This window comes from Marinobacter sp. MDS2, assembly GCF_030718085.1.
In the GTDB taxonomy this organism is placed as follows: Bacteria; Pseudomonadota; Gammaproteobacteria; order Pseudomonadales; family Oleiphilaceae; genus Marinobacter.
The window spans coordinates 812,226-831,002 of the sequence record NZ_JAVAJF010000001.1 but is presented as its reverse complement, the minus strand read 5'-3'; the positions used below and the strand labels follow the sequence as shown (position 1 = coordinate 831,002).

Here is an 18,777-nt window from a genome sequence, read left to right as displayed (position 1 = left end):
TGCGTTTCAGTGTCAGACTTCCTGCTTTAGCTGATCGATCAGGGTATCTTTTTCTGCCCAGATAGCGCTGACCCAGCGTTGGAATTCCACCCGCTTCTCCCGATCACCCTCGTAGTCCATGCCGAGGAACTGCGCTGGCACTTCGCGGGTGCGGATGTCTACGATGATTTTCGTTACCCGCCCACACATATAATCCCAGATCCCGGGCGTGCCGCCGGGGTACACAATCGTCACGTCCAGCATGGTGTGGATCATCTCGCCCATGGCGCCAAACACAAAGGCGGTGCCCCCTGCTTTGGGCTTCAGCAGGTTGTTGTAGGGTGAGTTCTGGCGCTGATGTTTCTCGGGGGTGAAACGGGTGCCTTCCATGAAGTTAAAAATGGTCACCGGGGTATAACGGAATTTCTCGCACGCCGCTTTGGTGGCTTCAATGTCCTTGCCTTTCAGTTCCGGGCGCTTGGCGAGCTGCGCCTTGGTGTGGCGGTGCATGAACGGGAAATCCAGTGCCCACCAGGCAATGCCCAGCAGCGGCACCCAAATCAGTTCTTTTTTAAGGAAGAATTTCAGCAGTGGAATTTTACTGTTCAGTACATATTGAATAGCAGTGATGTCGGCCCAGCTCTGGTGGTTGCAGGACACGAAATACCAGTGCTCTTTGCTCAACGTTTGTGCGCCACGGATGTCCCATTCCACTTTGTGAAAAATCCGCACCAGGGTGTTGTTGAAACCAATCCAATACCAGGCGATGCCATTGATCACGATGGTGCAGCCCTTGCGGATCAGGATAACGGGTAAAACCAGTTTAATGATCGCAAACAGCAGCAAAAACGGCAGAAAGATAACCGTATTCAGAACGATGAGAAGCAGTACCAGAACCCCTTTGAGCGGGGCGGGCAGGAAATTAAGCATATCGCAACGTCTCTGTTGATCCAGGTTATAGGGTTATTGTTCGGGTGAGGCAGTGCCACTGTTGCCGGGCAATAGGGATTCAGCATTGGGCGCAGTGGCTAACGCCAGCAGGTGCTCCGGAGCTTGGTCTGCAATCAACGCCTGAAACTGTTTGTCGTAGAATTCCAGATTGTTGTAGCGGATCATCGCCCGAATTTCTTTCACGTAGTCTTCACCCCGCTCCGAGTAACCGAGCAGGCCGCCGGCCATGGCGACACCCGACAGTGGGGTATCGTTCTGAAGTGCTTGATGGCGAACGTCCCGCACTCGTTGGTAAGTCGGGTGGCGGTTCAGGTTAGTGATATAGGCGCGAATGGAGCCATAGGGTGAACCAAACCTGGCAACTTCGTGACTGGCCCCGGTGACCCGGCTAAGTGGCACCAAACCGCAGCCTTTCGAAAAGCACCACTGTCCAAACAGGTTGTTGCCCTTGGTCGCAAACCGGGACGTGCCCCACGCGGATTCGTTTGCGGCCTGAGCAAGTATGAGCGAGGGCGGTATCACTCCGATGCGTTTCTCCAAAAGAGCAAACTGAGCCTCACTGCCGTTGGGCTCGTCAATGCGAAGCCGGGCGGCATGAGCAGCCAGCCATTGCCGCTCGGCTTCGGAGAGTTCGGATTTCGTGCGCAGAGTCTCAAGATAGTGGTGTTCAATCAAAATACGGCTGTTGGCCAGCACAATACGAGGGTACAAAAAAGAAAAGAAGGCCGCTTTGCGCTCGGTGGTGTCGCGAATGGTGGAAAAGTCCGGAAGGGGCGCCGCTGCCCACGAGGGGAGTTCGGGAAGCGAGCTGAGAGCAATGTCGCCGTCGTCATCAAACTGATCAAACAGTGGCGTGTAAAGCGCGCCTGCGCCGGCAAACAAAATGAGTGGTACGCAGAGCAACAATACGCGAGAAACAGCCGTCATAAATCCCTCACTAAAATCGATATGGACGGAATTATAACAGGTTATAAGCCTTTATCCGGCGTCGGCGGCGTCTTGGCCTATTCGGGAATCAGCGTCGCCATTAACAGACCCGTACGAGGCTTAGTGGCGGATGGATCCCTGACCGTCAGGAATATCTGATCCGCGTCACCGGTGTAAAACCCCTTCAGATCCAGCCCGGACGTGGTGGAAATCAGGGTAAGAGCACCGCCCGGGGCAGCGGTATAATTGAAGGTCTCAGCGATGTCCGAACCCGCTGGTCCGCTAAATTGGGCATCGCTTATGGTGTGGCGCATGTTGAAGCCGGTAGCCGTGAGCCGGGCTTCGGTGCTGCTGATGAACGTGAGTACACCACCATTCAGATGCTGGAGTTCATTGGTGTTGGCGGTCATCGACAGGAACGAACCTTGAAGGCGATATCGAGCATTGGTTTGAAGGCCTGAGGAAGGTGCCTTACCGGCCACTAAAAGCCCGTCACCCCAAACGCTGTCGTCGAGGTTGAACGCCAGTAGGGAGCCATCCGGGGAGGCTGCGCCTTGGCCAAGGTCGGGCTGGGTGTAGTCGGTATCCGGGCAGGTAGAGCACAGGCTCAACCGGCCCATAAACCGGGTTCCGTCGCTGAGCTTGGAACGACGATTGGCAATGTTCAGCGCCTGCGTTTCGCCCCCTGAACTCGCAGCAACAGACCCATCGCCGGCCCGGGCTACCGTGAAGGTCGTTGCGTTGAGGCTGGCGGACAGCTCGTTATCCGCGGCCGCTCCGGTATTCAGGATGCCCGAGCCTGTCTCAAAACTGACCGGATCGGTGCCGCCAAAACTGCCTGCGAAATACACAAGGTTAAAATCGCCTTCCACCGCGGATAGATCAAAATCTGTGCTCCGCAGCAAATGCAGCTCGAACGCAGAGAGGTGGTGGTTTGCCAGCGTGTCACCGCGCTTCAATTGATTGCCCTGATTGTTCAGGTCAATCGCTTTACCTGCTGTAAAGTAACTTGCCAACACCCGGTCGGGGCCGGTTTGCGCATCGATGGGTTGCGTCGTGAAGGCGTCGAAATAGTAAGGGTTTCGTGTCCAACCCAAGGTTCGGGTATCCGACGGGTAGGTAATGGTTTGATAGAGCGCGCGGCCGGCTAATAACCGGGCGGGGTGGAGTTCATCGCCAGATAATTTCGGTGTCAGGGTCGCCGCTCCCGGTGAGCTGGAGTGGCTGTTTGGCAACCAGCTTTCGGTAATAAAGCGATTATCCGGTGTCTGGCTAATGGTTTGCCGGTCATAAGGGAGATCGGTGGCCAAAGAGGTCACGCTTAAACCAAAGGCATCGAAGGTGGTCAGGGTTAACGCCGGATACAGAAACGCTTCGGCTGTGCCGTCGGTCAGGTCTTGTTCCCGGGTGGAGCGCACGCCCCATTGGCCCGCGGAGGGGGCGCCGTCCATCTGAAACGCTTCCCCGAGTTCCAGCCCGAAAAATACCGAGTTATAGTCGGCGGAACTGGCTTTGATGCTTCCCGAGGCTCCTTCAGCGAGTAGCGCGTAGCGGGCAATATCATCCACATAGGTTTTGAAATCTACCCGAGCTTTCAAGGCTTCAAGTGCCGTAGCCAGCTTGGCACCGCTTGCAATGTCGATCTCGAAATCGTGCACCTGATCGGCAAGCGTAGACCAAACATACTTGTTCAGGCACAAACCGCCGCCGGTATCGTTCACACAACCCATCACGGTTTGAAATTCGTTGGCCTGATAGTTGCCCAGAGTCTCGGCAACCACGTAGTGGGAGAATGGATTCACTTTCACATCCCGGTCTGCATCTGCCGCCAATGCTTTCATGGTGATACCGCCATGGCCATTCCAGCTGGCTTCGATGACCACGTCGGGGCCGATGGGCAGCCCGTTCTTGAAGCTAACAATGAAATGGCCATCGTCACCGGTGGCTATCGAATGCTCTACGGTATCCAGTTTCTGTAAAGAGTGATTGGTTCTATACACCTCAATACGATCGGGAATGACAATTCGCAGGTTGCGGCGAGTGGGTTCTCCGCGAGGTGCGAAGTCAGCAGGCACTTCCATGGTAACGCGCACTTCGTTTCCTTTCAGACCTTTGGCGTTGCTGGAATCGCCGGTGCTGCCGGGGCTGAAATCGTCCAGTGCGTTGATGGTGCTGCCAAACCGGTTCGGGATTTCTCGCGCACCGTCGATGGCACTGTCACCACCGCCGCAGGCGGCAATCAAGAAAGAAGTCAAAAGCAGGGAAGTGAGCTTGAATCTCATGCCAAGGCCTATCCAGGTACAAAGTATTGGAAGAGCCTAACAGGTAAACAGAGGGAAGGGCGTGAAGGGGTGCACGATTGGGTTACCCGTCAGTTGCTCGGGTAACCCAAAATAATAACGGCGGTCTTAGAAGAAGATCTTCATACCAGCCAGAATGCCTTCGTCCAGATTCACATCCGGGCTGCCAGCGAAATCCAGCTCGGTGTTCAGGTAACGGTAACCGGCGAACACCTCGGCGTTGCGGATCACGCGATAGCTGGCGCGCAGTTCCAGGCTTGTCATTTCGTCGGAGTCACCGAACGACAGAATGCTGGGCGCGTAATGAAGGCTGCCGCCAAAAGACAGGCCGGGAACATCGGGAACATTTACAGTCGCGAAGCCACCTACGCCAACGGCACCGCCGTCGAGGTGATCGTCATCCCAACCAACACCACGCAGGCCGATACCCGCAGTCGTTGGCAGGTTGCCGAGTGCCGTGCGGCCTTGGGCATGAAAATCTACGTTACCAATGTGGCGTCCGCCTTCGTGGTAGGTGTATCCGGCACCAACTTGCAACTCGTCCTGAGTGCCAAAGAAGTTCATCTGGCCTTTAACCGAGTCAGACGTCAGGCTCAGGTCGAGATCAGAAGCCATAACCGGGGCTGCGGCCAGAGAAAGTGCCAAAGCAGAGATACGGGTAATCTTCATGTATACACCTTTGTAGCTGTCGTTATTGGATGCAAAGCAGGTATGGGTTGTTTGCACCAGCGATGATTCTGACGGAGCAGGATGGTAACACCTGCTCCGCTCAGTACAACTTAAAAGCCCGTAAGCCGGCGGAAAGGAAGGGGGTTAGTGGAGCTGGCCGTCGTGACCCTGATCCAGATCTTCAGGCGATACGTTCTCAGCGGGCACCCGGTATTCTTCATTCGCCCAGGCCCCGAGATCGATCAGTTTACAGCGCTCGGAGCAAAACGGGCGCCAAGCGTTGGCTTCAGACCATTCAACAGATTTTTTGCAGGTGGGGCATTCAACGTTCATGGGTATCCGTCCGGGCTGTGTGTGTAAGCTGCCGGTGATTAATTATCGGCAGGTGCATGGCAGTATTGTTCCAGCACTGCCCGTAACATTTCAAGGTTGACAGGTTTGGCAACGAACACATCCATGCCCGCTGCACGGCAACGCTCTTCATCCTTTTCCATGGCGCTGGCCGTTAACGCCACCACGGGTACCCGCAAACGATTGTTTTTCTGCTCCCAGGCACGCAAGCTTCGGGTGGCTTCGAACCCGTCCATTTGGGGCATCAGGCAATCCATAAAGATCAGATCAAACGTGTGCTGTTGCCAAAGCGACATTGCCGCTTCGCCATCGTTGGCGGCGGTCACCTCACAGCCCAGCTTTTCAAGCAGCCGCTGCGTCAGAATACGGTTGACCGGGTTGTCTTCAACCAAAAGAACGCGCATGCGACCACACGGCAATTCATAGCGGGTGGCGCTTGAGTCGGTCAGGCCTTTGAGAGAAAAACGGGTAAGAAAGCGCCGCTCCTGCTGCTCGATGTCGCTGAACAGCTGGTTAAGCAGTGGAATCAGGTAGGACTCCCGCAGGGCCTTGCTTAAAAATGCATCGGCACCGGCTTGGCGGAAGTGCTCGGCATCACCGCGCTGGGGATTGGACGACAAAATCAACAGCCGGGTTTCGGCCCACTGTGCGTTGCTGCGAATTTGCCGGCACAACAGGTCACAATCCATGTCGGGCACAAAACCGTCCAGGATGATGGCGTGGAACGGGTCGCCGGCATCGCAGGCTTGCCGTACAGAAGTGAGGGCTTCGCCTGCGGACTTAACGGCTTCGATCTGCAGATCAAAGCGAGACAGCATTTCCAGTGTGATCTTGCGGGATAGCTCGTACGAATCCACCACCAGAATGCGTCGGCCACGTACCATGCTCGAATCGGGCCGGGTGCGCGTGGCGCTGTCGCTGACCTCTTCCAGAGTCAGCTCAATCCAGAACGTGGAGCCTTCGCCAAGCCGGCTCTCAACATCCAGTGCGCCACCCATCCGGTCAACCAATTGACGGCAGATCGTTAGGCCCAGACCCGCTCCGGGCAACTGTCGTGTGAACCGTTGGCCAAGTTGGATGTAAGGTTCGTACACCAACGGCAGCTCTTCGGGGTTAATGCCTTCGCCGGTGTCTTCGACAGCCAGCCGTAAACGAACCTTGTTATCTTTGCGGCCGAGTACCTCGACGCTCACCAGAACGTGGCCCGAATCGGTAAACTTGATGGCATTGGCCAGCAGATTGATCAGTACCTGGCGGATACGGACTGGATCGCCCACAACTGCCCAAGGTAGGCTTTCATCCACCCGCATTTCCATCGCCAAACCCTTTTCTCGGGCTCTGGCGCCGAGCATGTGAACCAGATCGTTCAGTGTTTCGCGAAGGTCGAACGGAATTTCCTCCAGCTCCAGCTTGCCCGCTTCCATGCTGGAGATGTCGAGCAGGTCATTGAGAATGGAAGACAGATTCTCGGAGGCATTGATCAATGTGCTGACGTATTCCGTTTGTTCCTGGTCCAGCGGCGTATCGGCCAGCAAGTGGGCGTAACCGAGTACCGATTGCAGGGGGATGCGCAGCTCATGGCTGACATTCGCCAGGAACTGGTTCTTGGCTTGGTTAGCACGTACCGCTTCGTCCCGCTCACCGCGGGTTTTTACCGAAATCTGGCGCAGGGAGCGGGTGTCTTCCAGAATCTGCAGGCGCATTTTGTTCAGTGCCTGTTCCAGCTCTGAAAGCTCATCCGGCTGAGCCGGTTTTTTACGGCGAAGTTCCAGCGGCGCAACCAACGCATCGAGGTTGAGCTTGGCCGCATAGTCCGCCATGGTTTCCAGGTGGCGTGACAAGGCAACGCGCACGATCAACAACAGGCCCAAGGTGCCCAGCATGACAATAATCGACTGGTACAGCAGATTGATCAGGGCGCTGGCCAGAAGTTCCTGATAGATACTTTCAACGGAAGAAACCACCGTTAGCTGGCCCACTCGCTGGGGTTCTTTCAAATGGCTGCTTTTGAAATCCAAAGGAAAGGTTTGGGAAATGGTGCGGCCTGTCGGATAGGTTCCGGTGCTGAATTCCTGATCGGTAGACGTGATGACTTGGGTATATTGGATGTAGGGGACATTGCGCAAATCGTCGAGGTTGGCGGCCACCTCACTGTAATTCAGAACCCACAAATTCGAACTTAAGGTACTGGAGATAAGATTGACCGCGCGCCCCTGGCTGCTTTCCAAGCGTGATTTCTGGCGCTCGAATTCGCCGATCATCTGCACGCCTGTGGCGACCAGTGATAAAACAAGGCTATACAGAAGCACCCACCCGAGCAGTCTCAGGGCCAGGGGGCGCACACCGCAGCGCTTTAAAAAACGGTTTGATGACAAGTCACGAATTCCCTGTGTCGACAACAAGTTAACCAACGGCAGTTTAACAGATGGATACTACTTCCACACGTACCTTTCCGGTCTCGGTGATAAAGCGAAAACGCACGTTCAGATCATACAAATGTGCGCCGTAAATGCGGTCTTCATCGCGTCCGCGGCGGAACGAAGGGCGGGGGTCGTAGCTGACCACATCTTCAATCAACCCCCGAAGATCCGGGTAGTCAATCGGGGACAATGAGGCCAGTTCTGCTTCCGCTTCGGGGCTGATACACACCTCAACACGGTCCACCGGGGGGGTGTCGGCCCAGCCTAAAGATGCTTCCGGAATGGCATCGGCAAAGGGCAGGTAGGGTTTTATGTCGAGAATGGGGGTGCCATCAATCAGATCGTGATCACGGATCTTCTGTACCAGGCGGCCATTCTTTCGCTCAAGACCTTCATTGCGCACCACCGACAAACCGAGGCTGTTGGGCCGAAAGGGGGAGCGGCTGGCGAACACACCTACCTTCTTGTTACCGCCCAAACGGGGCGGTCGAACTACCGGTCGCCATTCAGCCCGCACCGCTTCGTGAAACTGAAAGGTCAGCCACAGATGGCTGGCGGTTTCCAGGCCCCGAAAGGCATCTTCCCGGTCAAACGGCGGTTCAATCACCAGATCCGCATGGGCGTAGCGGGTGAGGCCCGGTTGGCGCGGCACCCCGAACTTATCCTTGAAGCAGGAGCGCGTGTAGGCAATAGGGGTAAGGGTTAAGGCTTCGGTTGCCGGTTTGCTTTTGTGTCTGGGTCGCGTCATGTCAGTCTCTATCAATGGTGCCGGCAAAGTACATTTCGATACGGAAAATCACCGAAGCCTGATCTTTAAAGCTTTCCTCACGGGGGAATTCCAGAGCGGGAATCAGTTCCGCAAACAACCAGTCTTCATACACCCGGTAGCGCCAAGTGACATCGGCAAAATACGACGTGGTTCGCCATGATGGCTGACTTTCCCCGAGGATGCCGATTCTGGGCGAAATTACGGAGCGGGAACTGGTGCGTTTGCGAAGGCTGAAAAGCTGCGCGGCTTCGAATTTGCGGTCGCTGTGCACCCACTCCAATTCGGATGACGTAAAGAAGTGCCAGCCGTTCCAGGCGGGCCTGTCCGCGCCGAACCAAGAGCGGGAACCCCAGCCGGAAGTATGAAAATAATAAACTCGTTGCTTAACCCCAATGCGCCAGTTGTCTGCCGCGAGCCAGCGCTTGCCTGCCTCCAAACGCCAGAACATCTCGGGCGGAAGCCGAAGCCTACCACCCACATCCATCGACAGGTTAATGGCATCGCCCACATCGGTCAGATAACGAAAGGCGCCGGTCGTCTCGGTGTCGGTGCGTTCCGGCTCAGTCAGCTGCCGGTCCCGCTCGCGCTCGCCCAGCGGAACCAATTCGTCGCTGTCGCTCTCGATAACCAACCGCAGTTTCTTTTCGGTGGTGGGCAGATCAAGGCGAAAGCGCACTTCCGGCTTGAATTGCGCCGGGTCGCTGTATTCAGACTCTGCCGCAAAGCCAAGCCGCAGGTAGCTCTCGTTGTTCGGCAAGGCGTGCTCAGAGCCTGACAAGGTTTGGTCGGCCCAGTTTCCAATCCCCTGAACTTTGCTGCCGTGCAGGCGTTCCTGATGAATAACCCAGTTACTGGCACTCAACCACCAGGAATCCACGGGCTCGGACCAGTACTCTTCAGGTTCAACCGTATAAAACGAAGCCGGTAAGCGGTAGGGCGAGAGTTTGTCCGCTAGGGAGACTTCATCAACGACAATCGGCCCTGCACTGCGGGCATGGGGCGGAATGCCCAGTAGCAGCGGCAAAAGAAGAGCAGTGCATGAGAGGTAACGCAGAAAAAGCCCCTTAACTGAATTCAAGCAGCCACTGATTATGCAGCTCAGCAACCTGCCGCTCAACCTCAACCAAAGGCTGGTTGTTATCAATGATCGCGTCTGCCTTGGCGCACCGGTCTTTCCGGGCCATCTGGGCCGCCATAATACGCTCCACCTGCTCGCGGGAATTGTCGTCCCGCGCCATGGTGCGCTCCAGCTGAACGGATTCCGGCACATCAATAACGAGGGTCTTGTCTGTTAGCTCGTGCTGGTCTGTTTCCAGCAGCAACGGCGATACCAGCAAAGTATAGGGCAGGGTGTAATTCTCAGGCTGAAGCTGGCGGATAATTTCGTCGCGAATAATCGGATGCAGCAAGGCCTCAAGCCAAACTCGCTCCTCAGGCTCCGCAAACACCTTCTGCCGCAACCAGGCCCGATCAAGCGCGCCATCCGCTAACAACACCTCATCCCCAAAATGCTCAGCAATGGCGTTCAACGCGGGCATACCCGGCTCAACCACCTCCCGAGCCACATCATCCGCATCCACCCAGTGCACACCTAACGCCCCAAACAGCCGCACCACCGTAGACTTCCCCGAACCAATCCCGCCTGTTAACCCAACAATCGCCAAACCACTCACTCCATGCTTACCAATCTACAAAGGGGTCGGGCCCTGCGAGGCCTGACCCCACCAAGGCCTAACTAAACTCCCAAGGGCTCAAACCCCAAGAAACCCATACCAAGCCGAAACAATCTCCGCCCCAAACCACAAACAAATCACCCCGGCCACCGCCAAATACGGCCCAAACGGAATCGGCACCTCCCGCCCATGCTTGCGGAACACCATCAAACTAATACCAACAACGGCACCCACCAACGACGACAGCAAAATCACCGCCGGCAACATCTGCCAACCCAGCCAGGCACCCAAGGCGGCCAGTAGCTTGAAATCCCCATGCCCCATACCTTCCTTGCCAGTTAGCAACTTGAACAGCCAGTAAACCGACCAAAGCGATAGGTAGCCCGCTACCGCACCCCAGAAGGCACTCTCGAAATCTGTAAGCACACCGAAATAATTCAGCACCAAGCCTAGCCACATCAAGGGGAGAGTGATGCTGTCAGGCAGAAGTTGAGTATCAAAATCGATCACTGTGAGTGCAACCAAGGCCCAGATTAACAGCAACGCCCAGAGCGAAGCTTCCGTAGGGCCCAGCAAACAAACTGTGACCACCGAAGCCGCAGCTGTAAACGCTTCAATCAAAGGATAACGGGGTGAAATTCGGGTTTTGCAGGAAGAACATTTGCCGCCGAGTAGCAGCCAGCTGACGACCGGGATATTTTCCCAGGCTCGGATTTGGTGGCCGCAGGACGGGCAGGTAGAGGCTGGCTTTGAGAGTGTTATCTGCGTTTCGTTTTTGCGCTTTTCTTCCGGCACCTCAAGAAATTCCTCGCACTGGCAGCGCCAGTCCTGATGCATCATTTTGGGCAAGCGCAGGATGACCACGTTCAGGAAGCTGCCGATGCATAGGGAGAGTAAGGTGATTGTAGTGTAGAGAAGCCAGGGGGGTGCGAGGAAGGTTTCTAGTGATGGCATTGGGGGCTCGTTTGTGAACTTTTTGCTCCCGAAGGAGTGTGAATCCGGTTTTCGAATCACCCTCTCCCGTTGCGGGGGAGGGTGAGAAGATTGATGAGTGTGTCGGCGAGTGAAGAAGTCGGTTAGCCGACAACCTGACCCATCTGGAAGATCGGCAGATACATGGCAATAATCAAGCCACCAACCAGGACCCCGAGAACAGCCATAATCATGGGTTCCATGAGTGCTGTCAGGTTGTCCACCATGTCATCGACCACTGCTTCGTAATGCACGGCAACTTTCTCTAGCATCTCGTCCAAGTTGCCGGATTCTTCACCAATCGCTGTCAGCTGAACCGCCATAACCGGGAACACATCTTGCTGGCGCATGGTGGCCTGAAGCTGAGTGCCGCTTGAAACGTCGTTTTTGATGTTCATGATCGCATCACGATAAACGGCATTGCCAGTTGCGCCAGCCACGGAATCCAGCGCGTCAACCAATGGAACACCTGCCGCAAATGTTGTCGATAGAACCCGGCCAAACTTAGCAACGGCGGATTTATCCAGGATTTCCCCGACTACGGGCAGTTTCAAAACGTACTTGTCCACGAAATCCGAGAATTTCTGAGATCGCGTTTTAGCTTCTTTGAACAAGAAAATCGTGCCGACAATACCGAGAAGCACAATAAACCACCAGCTCTGCATCCATTCCGACAGGCGCACAACCATTTGCGTGAACACAGGGAGCTCAGCGCCGAATCCGGAAAACAGGCTTTCAAATTGCGGAACTACCTTAATGAGCAATATCGCCGTGACAATGATCGCAACGACGATGATGGCTATGGGGTAGGTCATCGCTTTTTTAACTTTTTTCTTGAGAAGTTCTGTTTTCTCAAGATAAGTCGCAATTCGATCAAGCATGGATTCTAGCGCACCCGCCTGTTCACCCGAGTCAACGAGATTACAGTACAACTCATTGAAATATTTTGGGTGCTTGCGCAAAGCGCCGGCGAAGCTGGTGCCCGAAGAAATGTCATTCCGAATTGACATTACGAGCTCTTGAAGGCCTTTGTTCTCAAGCCCGTCCGCTACGATGTCAAAGCTTTGCACCAATGGGACACCTGCTTTCATCATGGTTGCTAGCTGGCGCGTAAGCATGGCAATGTCAAAAGGCGTAATTTTCTTGCTGCCGCCAAACAAGGGCTTCGGCTTCTTTTTAACTTTGTCTGGAATAATGCCTTGTTTGCGAAGTTGGGCTTTAACCAAAGCCAAGCTGACGCCGTTCAGCTCACCCTTGGTCTTGTTGCCCTTTCGGTCTTTGCCTTCCCAAACGTACGCTTCCAGCTTTTGCGATTTTTCTGCCATGCTTAATCCTTCGTCACGCGGTTGGCTTCTTCAAGGCTGGTCACGCCCTGAATTACCTTCATCAGAGCTGACTGCCTGAGAGTGCGGAAGCCCTCGGCCTGCGCTTTTTTAGCTATTTGAATCGAACTGGCCTCTTCCATAATCATGTTCGCCAGATCGTCTGTAATCTTGACCACCTCATAAATACCGACGCGGCCTTTATACCCACCACTGCATTTATCACAGCCCTTGGGGCGGAACAACGTGAACCCTGTGTCAATTTGTTCCTGTGTGAACCCTTCGGCTAAAAGCACGTCTTTTGGGACGTCTGCTGCTTGTTTGCAGCTACACAAGCGACGGCCTAGACGCTGAGCGATGATCAGGCTCACAGACGTGGCGATGTTGAACGCTGGAACACCCATATTCATCATTCGGGTGAGGGTTTCCGCTGCACTATTGGTGTGAAGGGTAGATAAAACCAAGTGACCTGTTTGAGATGCCTTTATAGCAATGTTCGCGGTTTCCAAATCCCGGATCTCACCGACCATGATCACGTCGGGGTCTTGCCGGAGGAACGCACGGAGGGCTTCGGCAAAACCGAGCCCTACCTTTGTATTCACGTTTACCTGGTTGATGCCTTCCAAGTTAATTTCGGCAGGGTCTTCCGCAGTCGAAATATTCCGCTCGTTGGTGTTCAAAATGTTCAGGCCAGTGTACAGAGAAACCGTTTTACCTGAACCGGTGGGGCCGGTGACCAGAATCATCCCTTGAGGCTGTTCAAGAGCCTCGAGGTAAAGTTGCTTCTGGTCCTCTTCGTAGCCAAGCACGTCGATGCCCAATTTTGCCTGGCTAGGATCGAGTATCCGTAGAACGATTTTCTCACCCCAAAGCGTCGGCAGGGTATTTACCCGGAAGTCGATGGCCTTGGTTTTGGACAGCTTCATCTTGATCCGGCCATCCTGCGGCACCCGCCGTTCAGAGATGTCCAGTTGCGCCATGATTTTCACGCGAGCAGAAATCTTGGGTGCAAGTTTGATAGAGGGTCGAGAGACTTCTTTCAAAATGCCGTCGGTGCGATAGCGGACTCGATAAGTTTTTTCGTAAGGCTCGAAGTGAATATCCGAGGCGCCGCCACGAATGGCGTCAAGAAGCATCTTGTTGACGTACTTGACGATAGGCGCATCGTCAACCTCCGCGGTTGATGCGGCGTTATCTTCTTCAGTGTCGCCGCCCTCCGTTTCAACGCCTTCAAGGTCGGCATCGTCAAGGTCGCCCATGGATGTGTCATGGGATTCCAAGTATTTCTCAATAGCGGAACGCAGTTTTGCATCGTCGACAAGAACAGCATCGGTGCTCAGCCCGGTGTTGAACTTGATCTCGTCGAGCGCCTGAATGTTGGTTGGGTCAGAAACGGCAATAAAGAGCCGATTGCCTCTTTTATAGAGAGGCAGGGCGTTGTGCTTTCGGATCAGTTTTTCGTCGACAGACTTCTCCGGCATCATCTCTGGCAAGAAAGAATCCAGGTCGAGAACAGAAATGCCGAACTCCATCGCAGCAGAGAAGGCTAGTTTGGAACTGTCAGCCAGATCATTCTGAGTAAGGTAAGTGATGAGAGGGGTGCGATTCTCGGATGCTTGGGTGAACGCATCTTTCGCGATGTCCTCGTCCAGAAGCCCGTCATCGACAAATCGACGGGCCAGGCCCGTAAGCGTTACGTTTCGGTTATTGCTCGCCATAAGTGCTCTGAGGAAAGTCTCGTAAGTGGCTGAATCACGTATTTATGAGCATAGAGTTTAGATGTAGTGGGTAGGTTTGGAAAGGTTGCTGGATCTCAAGTTTGGTTTTTGGTTGCGATAGTACAAGGGGAGTCTTCAGATTGATGACGCTTCAGTCTGGCGGCTCGGTGACAAAATTTGTCACTCACGGCCATTTTTCGGCTAGGGGTGTGCTCTTTGTCGTTGTGTGACGGACGTCACGCAGGTGCGTTAACTCATTGAGTGAGCGCTGTTTACGTATGGTATCTTGCATTTGGCACGCGCGATGCTTAACTTACTCCAAGCTCAAAGCGGTCACGGGGTTACGCTCCACCGCCCCGGAGCTACTAAGAACCAAAAAACGACATAGAGGTCGAATTATGCAAAAGATTCAAATGAACAAAGGGCAGCAGGGTTTTACTCTGATTGAATTGATGATCGTTGTTGCGATCATTGGTATTTTGGCGGCTGTGGCGATTCCTGCTTATCAGGATTATGTTGCAAAATCTCAGGTGACTACAGCTTTGGCGGAAGTGACACCCGGAAAAACCCAAGCTGAGGTTTTGATTAACGAAGGGGTCGGGGGTACGGCGATTACTGATATTGCAAAGATTGGTCTTGCTACTAGCGATCGATGTGGGACGGTCAAAACAAAAATCGTTAATACGGGTGCTGCTCAGATTCAATGCACTATTTCGGGAACTCCACAAGTTAATAGTAAGATAATCGAGCTTGCCCGCAGTACTGCTGGTGTTTGGACGTGCGCAACTGATGCTGATGCCGATCTAACGCCCAGTGGTTGCACCGGGGGATCAACTATCACAGCACTATAACTCTGGTTAGGGCATTATAGGTTGTTGAGAGGCGGTTTGTGAGTATGCCTCTGAAGGCTCGGTGGTCTTGAACCCCGAGCCTTTTTGGTGAGCGCTGGATACTCTAAGTAGGGTTCTAGGTTCGTTTAAATAGTGCAATAAAGTTCGAGTTTTTTGGGCACTTGTGAATCTGCTACTTGTGGGCAATAAAATTTTCAAGATTTTGTGGCTTGCAATCAATAGAGCTTGGCCATATGGAAAATAATACCGGTTTTACGCTGATTGAATTGACAATCGTCGTCGCAATCATCGGAATTCTTGCAGCAATTGCGATTCCAAGCTACCAGCATTACATTGTAAAAACCCAAATAACCCGAGCTGTTGGTGAATTGTCAGCCTACAAAACTCCGTTTGAGGAGCGAGTTGGCTCAAGCGGTAGCGTGACAAATAGCGATATCGGATACACCCCATCCAACCTCACTTCAGGCCGTCAGGCTGTGAATATAGGCGTGCGCAATGCCGACGGCTCTGGTCAGCTTCAGGTGACCTTAGGGGGCAAAGCTCACCCAAATTTGTCAGGTGTGATTCTGAGCCTCGAGCGCAGCCCTTCGGGAACGTGGGAATGTGTTATTGATCCGAGCGCAGCAGCTGGTTGGAAAGCCTCTTACTTGCCGCCTGGATGTCGGCTGTGACCGGTTTTATCTGGGCCTAGTATGAGTGGGCACCAACCCACTCACCCAAACTCCCTTCCCAACCAACCATTAATATCCCCAGACTCATACATCCACCGCTCAGCACCCCGCTCATCCACAATCAACAAACAAGGAACCTTAACAGCCCCACCACCCTCCAACAGTGCCTCCCGATGCTCCGGATCACGCTGCGCATCCCGCCGCTCAATATTTATCCCTAACCGGGCCATCTCCTTCCGAACCTTGATACAAAACGGGCAAGCGCGGAACTCATAGAGCGCCAGGCTTTCGGTGGCTTTATCAACTTCAGCCTGCCGCTCCGGCGAGCGTTCGATGGCCTTAGGCGTACTGAGTTTCTCTGAAAGCAACATAAACGGAGTCAGAACCAAGCGGAGCAGGCGGAAAAATGCCCGAATAATCATTCGCATAATAAAACCTAAACTGTTTGAAGTGAGCGTAACTGATAAAAATAGGGCGGCAAGGATATCATGGCCGTAGAATAAATTGGGGTCTGACCCCGTTCACGATCAAACCTCGCTCTGCCCGCGGCGCTCCAGGTATGCGGAGCCGCTGCCACCTTCGCCTTCCATTTGCACGCTGATCCGCGGCGCGGCCACGTCGATGTAGCGTTCTTCCATTTTCCGCTTCAGCAGCAAGTTGAAGGCGCGGGATACGTCCCATTGGTACTCCGGCTTGGTGCGCATGCGCATCCGCAGCACCGGGCAGCCTTCTTCGAAGGCGTGAATGCCCTGCATTTCCAGCGGCGACCAGATCAGCCAGCGCATGTCGGGCTGCAGGCGCAGGTCGTCGGCGGTTTCGTTCATCAGCAATATGGCGTCGTCGATGGGCAGTTCCCGGGGGATACGGATTTTGAGTAGCGCAATACCAAACTGGCGCGACATGTTGTGAATGGAGCTGATTTTGCTGAAGGTGATGTGGTGCACCACGCCTTCAAGGTCCCGCAGGCGCACGGTACGCAGGTTGAAGCCTTCCACGGTGCCCATGAATCCGTTGATCTGTACGAAATCCCCCACCGACATGGAGTCTTCCACCACAATAAACAGGCCGGTGATCAAGTCCTGTACCAGTGTTTGCGCGCCAAAACCCACGGCAAGGCCGATAATACCGGCACCGGCCAGCAGGGGTGTAACGTCTACGCCCAAGGTAGACAGGCTCACCAAGGTGGCAATGATCAGAACGGTGATCAGCAGTGTGTTGCGGGCGATGGGCAGAATGGTCTGCGCTCGGGCGGTTTTGATTCGCTTTTTGCGCTCGCCACCGCCCATGGCGCGTTCCAGTAGCTCGTCTATAAAGATCCACGTCAGTTTTGCCGCCAACAGAATGGCAACGACGCCCATCAGGCTACCCGCAAGGCCAACGCTGACGGAAGGCTTGCCAGCCAAGCCGAACAGCGACAAGCCCCAGATTTGCAGGGTTAATTCGAAGAACAGCAGCCAGGCAGAAGCCTGAATCAGGTTGTAGCCGAAGCGCACCAATCTGTGGCTAAACGTGCTCAAAGAGCGATGTTTGGATCGGTTCTGTTGGATGCCTAGCAGTCCCTGCAAGGCAAGGGTCAGTGCCAGAAGTAGGGCGCAAATCATGGCTTTTCCAAGCGCCGCATCGGCCTCGCCACCGTTGATGAACACCGCCACCACCGAGGCGCTGATCGCTACCAGCAGCGGGATGTGCCAAAGCCGGGCCAGTAGAGCGATGATTTCGCGTGAAACACCTTCGTTTTTACGTTGGTTATAAGAGCGGTTGCGAATCAGATGGGTAACCGGCCGACGGTTGCGAACAATCAGGTAGAAGCTCATCAGTGCCGCAATCACGCTGAATACCAAGGCCAGTGCGCGGGCCAGTTCCGGGCCAAGCTGTTGGGTGAGTTCCACGGTGCTTAAAGAATCCTCAAGGGCGAAGAGAGCGCCGATGATGAACAGCGGTAGCAACATGCGTCGGCGCAGTATCATCACCGCCGGCAAGCGATGGCCATTGGAGAAGACGGAAATCATCACGTCGAATAACGAGGTCAGAATGCGGGCGCTGAGGCCGGTGTACGCCAGAATCATTACGGTGGTCTGTGCGGCCTCGGATATGCCGAACGTTGGCAACCCGGTGAGTAGCCCGATAAAGGTCAGCAGCCAAGGCAGAATCCGCCTGAGGAAATGCACGGCAAGAAGCCATGGCCTGGGATTTCGGGGCATCTGAAGAGGCCAATCCCGCCAAACAAAAAACACTTGGCCCAGCCGGGAAAGCCCCCACAACACCGCCAACCAAACGGCCAGCCCCGCGGTAGTTTCGGCCAGTACACGGGGGGATGCGCTGTTCAGCAATGTGCGGGCGGCGGTGTAGGCGTTCTGAAAGTGTGTTTTCCAAATGGAAAGATAGCTGGGCGGAGTATTGTCGGCACTGCTGTTGTCATCGTTAAAAAAGACTGCAAGCGCCCCGAGTAAACCTTCTCCTTCAGAGGCGCCGCCTATTGCCGATGAAGACTGCGCTTCGAGCCCTGCTTGAATGGCTTTGAGTTGCTGCACCAGCGCTGAGCGTTCTTCATCGTTCTCCAGCGCTTGAATGGTGACTTCCAGCGAAGCCTGAAGCTCTTCCGGTGATTTCTCGTCTTTATCTTCCTGCGCGGAAAAGCCCGGAATACCGGGCAGAGACAAAGGGTTTGCCTGGGTAGGCATACCGAAAAACAACAAACAAAGGCCAAGAAAGACAACCGAACGCCTCAAGCTTTTACCTCTTCGCAATCAGAGAATGTTAAATGTAGCTAGTTGGCGTACTACCGTAACACACTACCTGATTCGCATCGCTAGCGAGGCACTGCGACACGGGGTCTAGACACGGGGTCAGACCCCACGGGTCTGACCCCCAATCACCCAAACTACAAGCTCTCAATAACCCCTAAAAACTCATTCGTAAGTACAAAAATAAGCCGTATCCACCTCCGCCTTAGCCTTGAAGCTGGCATTCGCTTCCACCTCAAAGGCATCACCAGCCCCATAACGAACCCAGTTGTCACTGCCCGGCAGCAGAACGGTCAATGCACCACTAACAACCGTCATAACTTCCTTCTGACTGGTACCAAACTCATACTCACCCGGGCTGATCACACCCACGGTGGCAGGCAGCGTCTCGCCCTGAAGGGCAATGGATTTCACTTTACCGTCGAAGTACTCATTTACACTCAGCATAGCCGTCATTCCT

At 54.4% G+C, this 18,777-nt stretch carries 17 protein-coding genes; 2 read left to right on the top strand and 15 right to left on the bottom strand.

Going from position 1 to position 18,777, the window contains the following annotated elements:
* Positions 1-12: 12 nt before the first annotated feature.
* The 12 genes from Q9245_RS03955 to pilB all read right to left on the bottom strand — a co-directional run bounded on the left by Q9245_RS03955 (position 13) and on the right by pilB (position 14,051).
* The gene (locus Q9245_RS03955) at positions 13-909 is read right to left on the bottom strand and encodes an acyltransferase (protein ID WP_305895937.1); all 897 of its coding nucleotides are present in this window, start codon (positions 907-909) and stop codon (positions 13-15) included.
* 33 nt (positions 910-942) lie between these two features.
* Entirely contained in the window at positions 943-1,857 is a 915-nt protein-coding gene (locus tag Q9245_RS03950) for a glucosaminidase domain-containing protein (protein WP_305895936.1), read from the bottom strand.
* Positions 1,858-1,934: 77 nt separating this feature from the next.
* Complete coding sequence (locus Q9245_RS03945; protein WP_305895935.1) at positions 1,935-4,139, bottom strand: hypothetical protein; 2,205 nt, start codon at positions 4,137-4,139, stop codon at positions 1,935-1,937.
* Between the two features lie 126 nt (positions 4,140-4,265).
* Complete coding sequence (locus tag Q9245_RS03940) at positions 4,266-4,826, bottom strand: YfaZ family outer membrane protein (protein WP_305895934.1); 561 nt, start codon at positions 4,824-4,826, stop codon at positions 4,266-4,268.
* A gap of 144 nt (positions 4,827-4,970) precedes the next feature.
* Positions 4,971-5,159 carry a DNA gyrase inhibitor YacG gene (gene yacG, locus Q9245_RS03935; protein ID WP_133004943.1) on the bottom strand — a complete coding sequence of 63 codons (189 nt, stop codon included), beginning with the start codon at positions 5,157-5,159 and terminating at the stop codon, positions 4,971-4,973.
* 38 nt (positions 5,160-5,197) lie between these two features.
* The gene (locus Q9245_RS03930) at positions 5,198-7,438 is read right to left on the bottom strand and encodes a response regulator (protein WP_305895933.1); all 2,241 of its coding nucleotides are present in this window, start codon (positions 7,436-7,438) and stop codon (positions 5,198-5,200) included.
* Positions 7,439-7,595: 157 nt separating this feature from the next.
* The gene (gene tsaA / locus Q9245_RS03925; RefSeq protein ID WP_305895932.1) at positions 7,596-8,345 is read right to left on the bottom strand and encodes a tRNA (N6-threonylcarbamoyladenosine(37)-N6)-methyltransferase TrmO; all 750 of its coding nucleotides are present in this window, start codon (positions 8,343-8,345) and stop codon (positions 7,596-7,598) included.
* A gap of 1 nt (position 8,346) precedes the next feature.
* Positions 8,347-9,444, bottom strand: coding sequence for a hypothetical protein (locus Q9245_RS03920; RefSeq protein ID WP_305895931.1), 1,098 nt, complete (start codon positions 9,442-9,444; stop codon positions 8,347-8,349).
* A complete protein-coding gene (gene coaE, locus Q9245_RS03915) occupies positions 9,431-10,030 on the bottom strand; it encodes a dephospho-CoA kinase (RefSeq protein ID WP_305895930.1) in 600 nt (199 codons plus the stop codon). The genes Q9245_RS03920 and coaE overlap by 14 nt, the downstream gene beginning before the upstream one ends.
* A gap of 87 nt (positions 10,031-10,117) precedes the next feature.
* Positions 10,118-10,993: an A24 family peptidase gene (locus Q9245_RS03910; RefSeq protein ID WP_305895929.1), complete on the bottom strand. Its 876-nt coding sequence runs from the start codon at positions 10,991-10,993 to the stop codon at positions 10,118-10,120.
* 122 nt (positions 10,994-11,115) lie between these two features.
* Positions 11,116-12,336 carry a type II secretion system F family protein gene (locus tag Q9245_RS03905; protein ID WP_305895928.1) on the bottom strand — a complete coding sequence of 407 codons (1,221 nt, stop codon included), beginning with the start codon at positions 12,334-12,336 and terminating at the stop codon, positions 11,116-11,118.
* Positions 12,337-12,338: 2 nt separating this feature from the next.
* On the bottom strand, positions 12,339-14,051 hold the full coding sequence (gene pilB, locus Q9245_RS03900) for a type IV-A pilus assembly ATPase PilB (RefSeq protein ID WP_305895927.1): 1,713 nt from the start codon (positions 14,049-14,051) through the stop codon (positions 12,339-12,341).
* 398 nt (positions 14,052-14,449) lie between these two features.
* On the opposite strand from pilB, the gene Q9245_RS03895 reads away from it, so the two are divergent.
* Together Q9245_RS03895 and Q9245_RS03890 are read left to right on the top strand one after the other, a co-directional pair.
* Complete coding sequence (locus Q9245_RS03895; RefSeq protein WP_305895926.1) at positions 14,450-14,902, top strand: pilin; 453 nt, start codon at positions 14,450-14,452, stop codon at positions 14,900-14,902.
* A gap of 233 nt (positions 14,903-15,135) precedes the next feature.
* Complete coding sequence (locus tag Q9245_RS03890; RefSeq protein WP_305895925.1) at positions 15,136-15,573, top strand: pilin; 438 nt, start codon at positions 15,136-15,138, stop codon at positions 15,571-15,573.
* 41 nt (positions 15,574-15,614) lie between these two features.
* Here Q9245_RS03890 and Q9245_RS03885 read toward each other — a convergent pair whose 3' ends face one another.
* From Q9245_RS03885 to Q9245_RS03875, 3 genes are all read right to left on the bottom strand, one after another.
* The gene (locus Q9245_RS03885) at positions 15,615-16,001 is read right to left on the bottom strand and encodes a glutaredoxin (RefSeq protein ID WP_305895924.1); all 387 of its coding nucleotides are present in this window, start codon (positions 15,999-16,001) and stop codon (positions 15,615-15,617) included.
* Positions 16,002-16,100: 99 nt separating this feature from the next.
* A complete protein-coding gene (locus Q9245_RS03880; RefSeq protein ID WP_305895923.1) occupies positions 16,101-18,254 on the bottom strand; it encodes a mechanosensitive ion channel family protein in 2,154 nt (717 codons plus the stop codon).
* A gap of 228 nt (positions 18,255-18,482) precedes the next feature.
* On the bottom strand, positions 18,483-18,764 hold the full coding sequence (locus Q9245_RS03875; protein WP_305895922.1) for a pyrimidine/purine nucleoside phosphorylase: 282 nt from the start codon (positions 18,762-18,764) through the stop codon (positions 18,483-18,485).
* Positions 18,765-18,777: the final 13 nt, after the last annotated feature.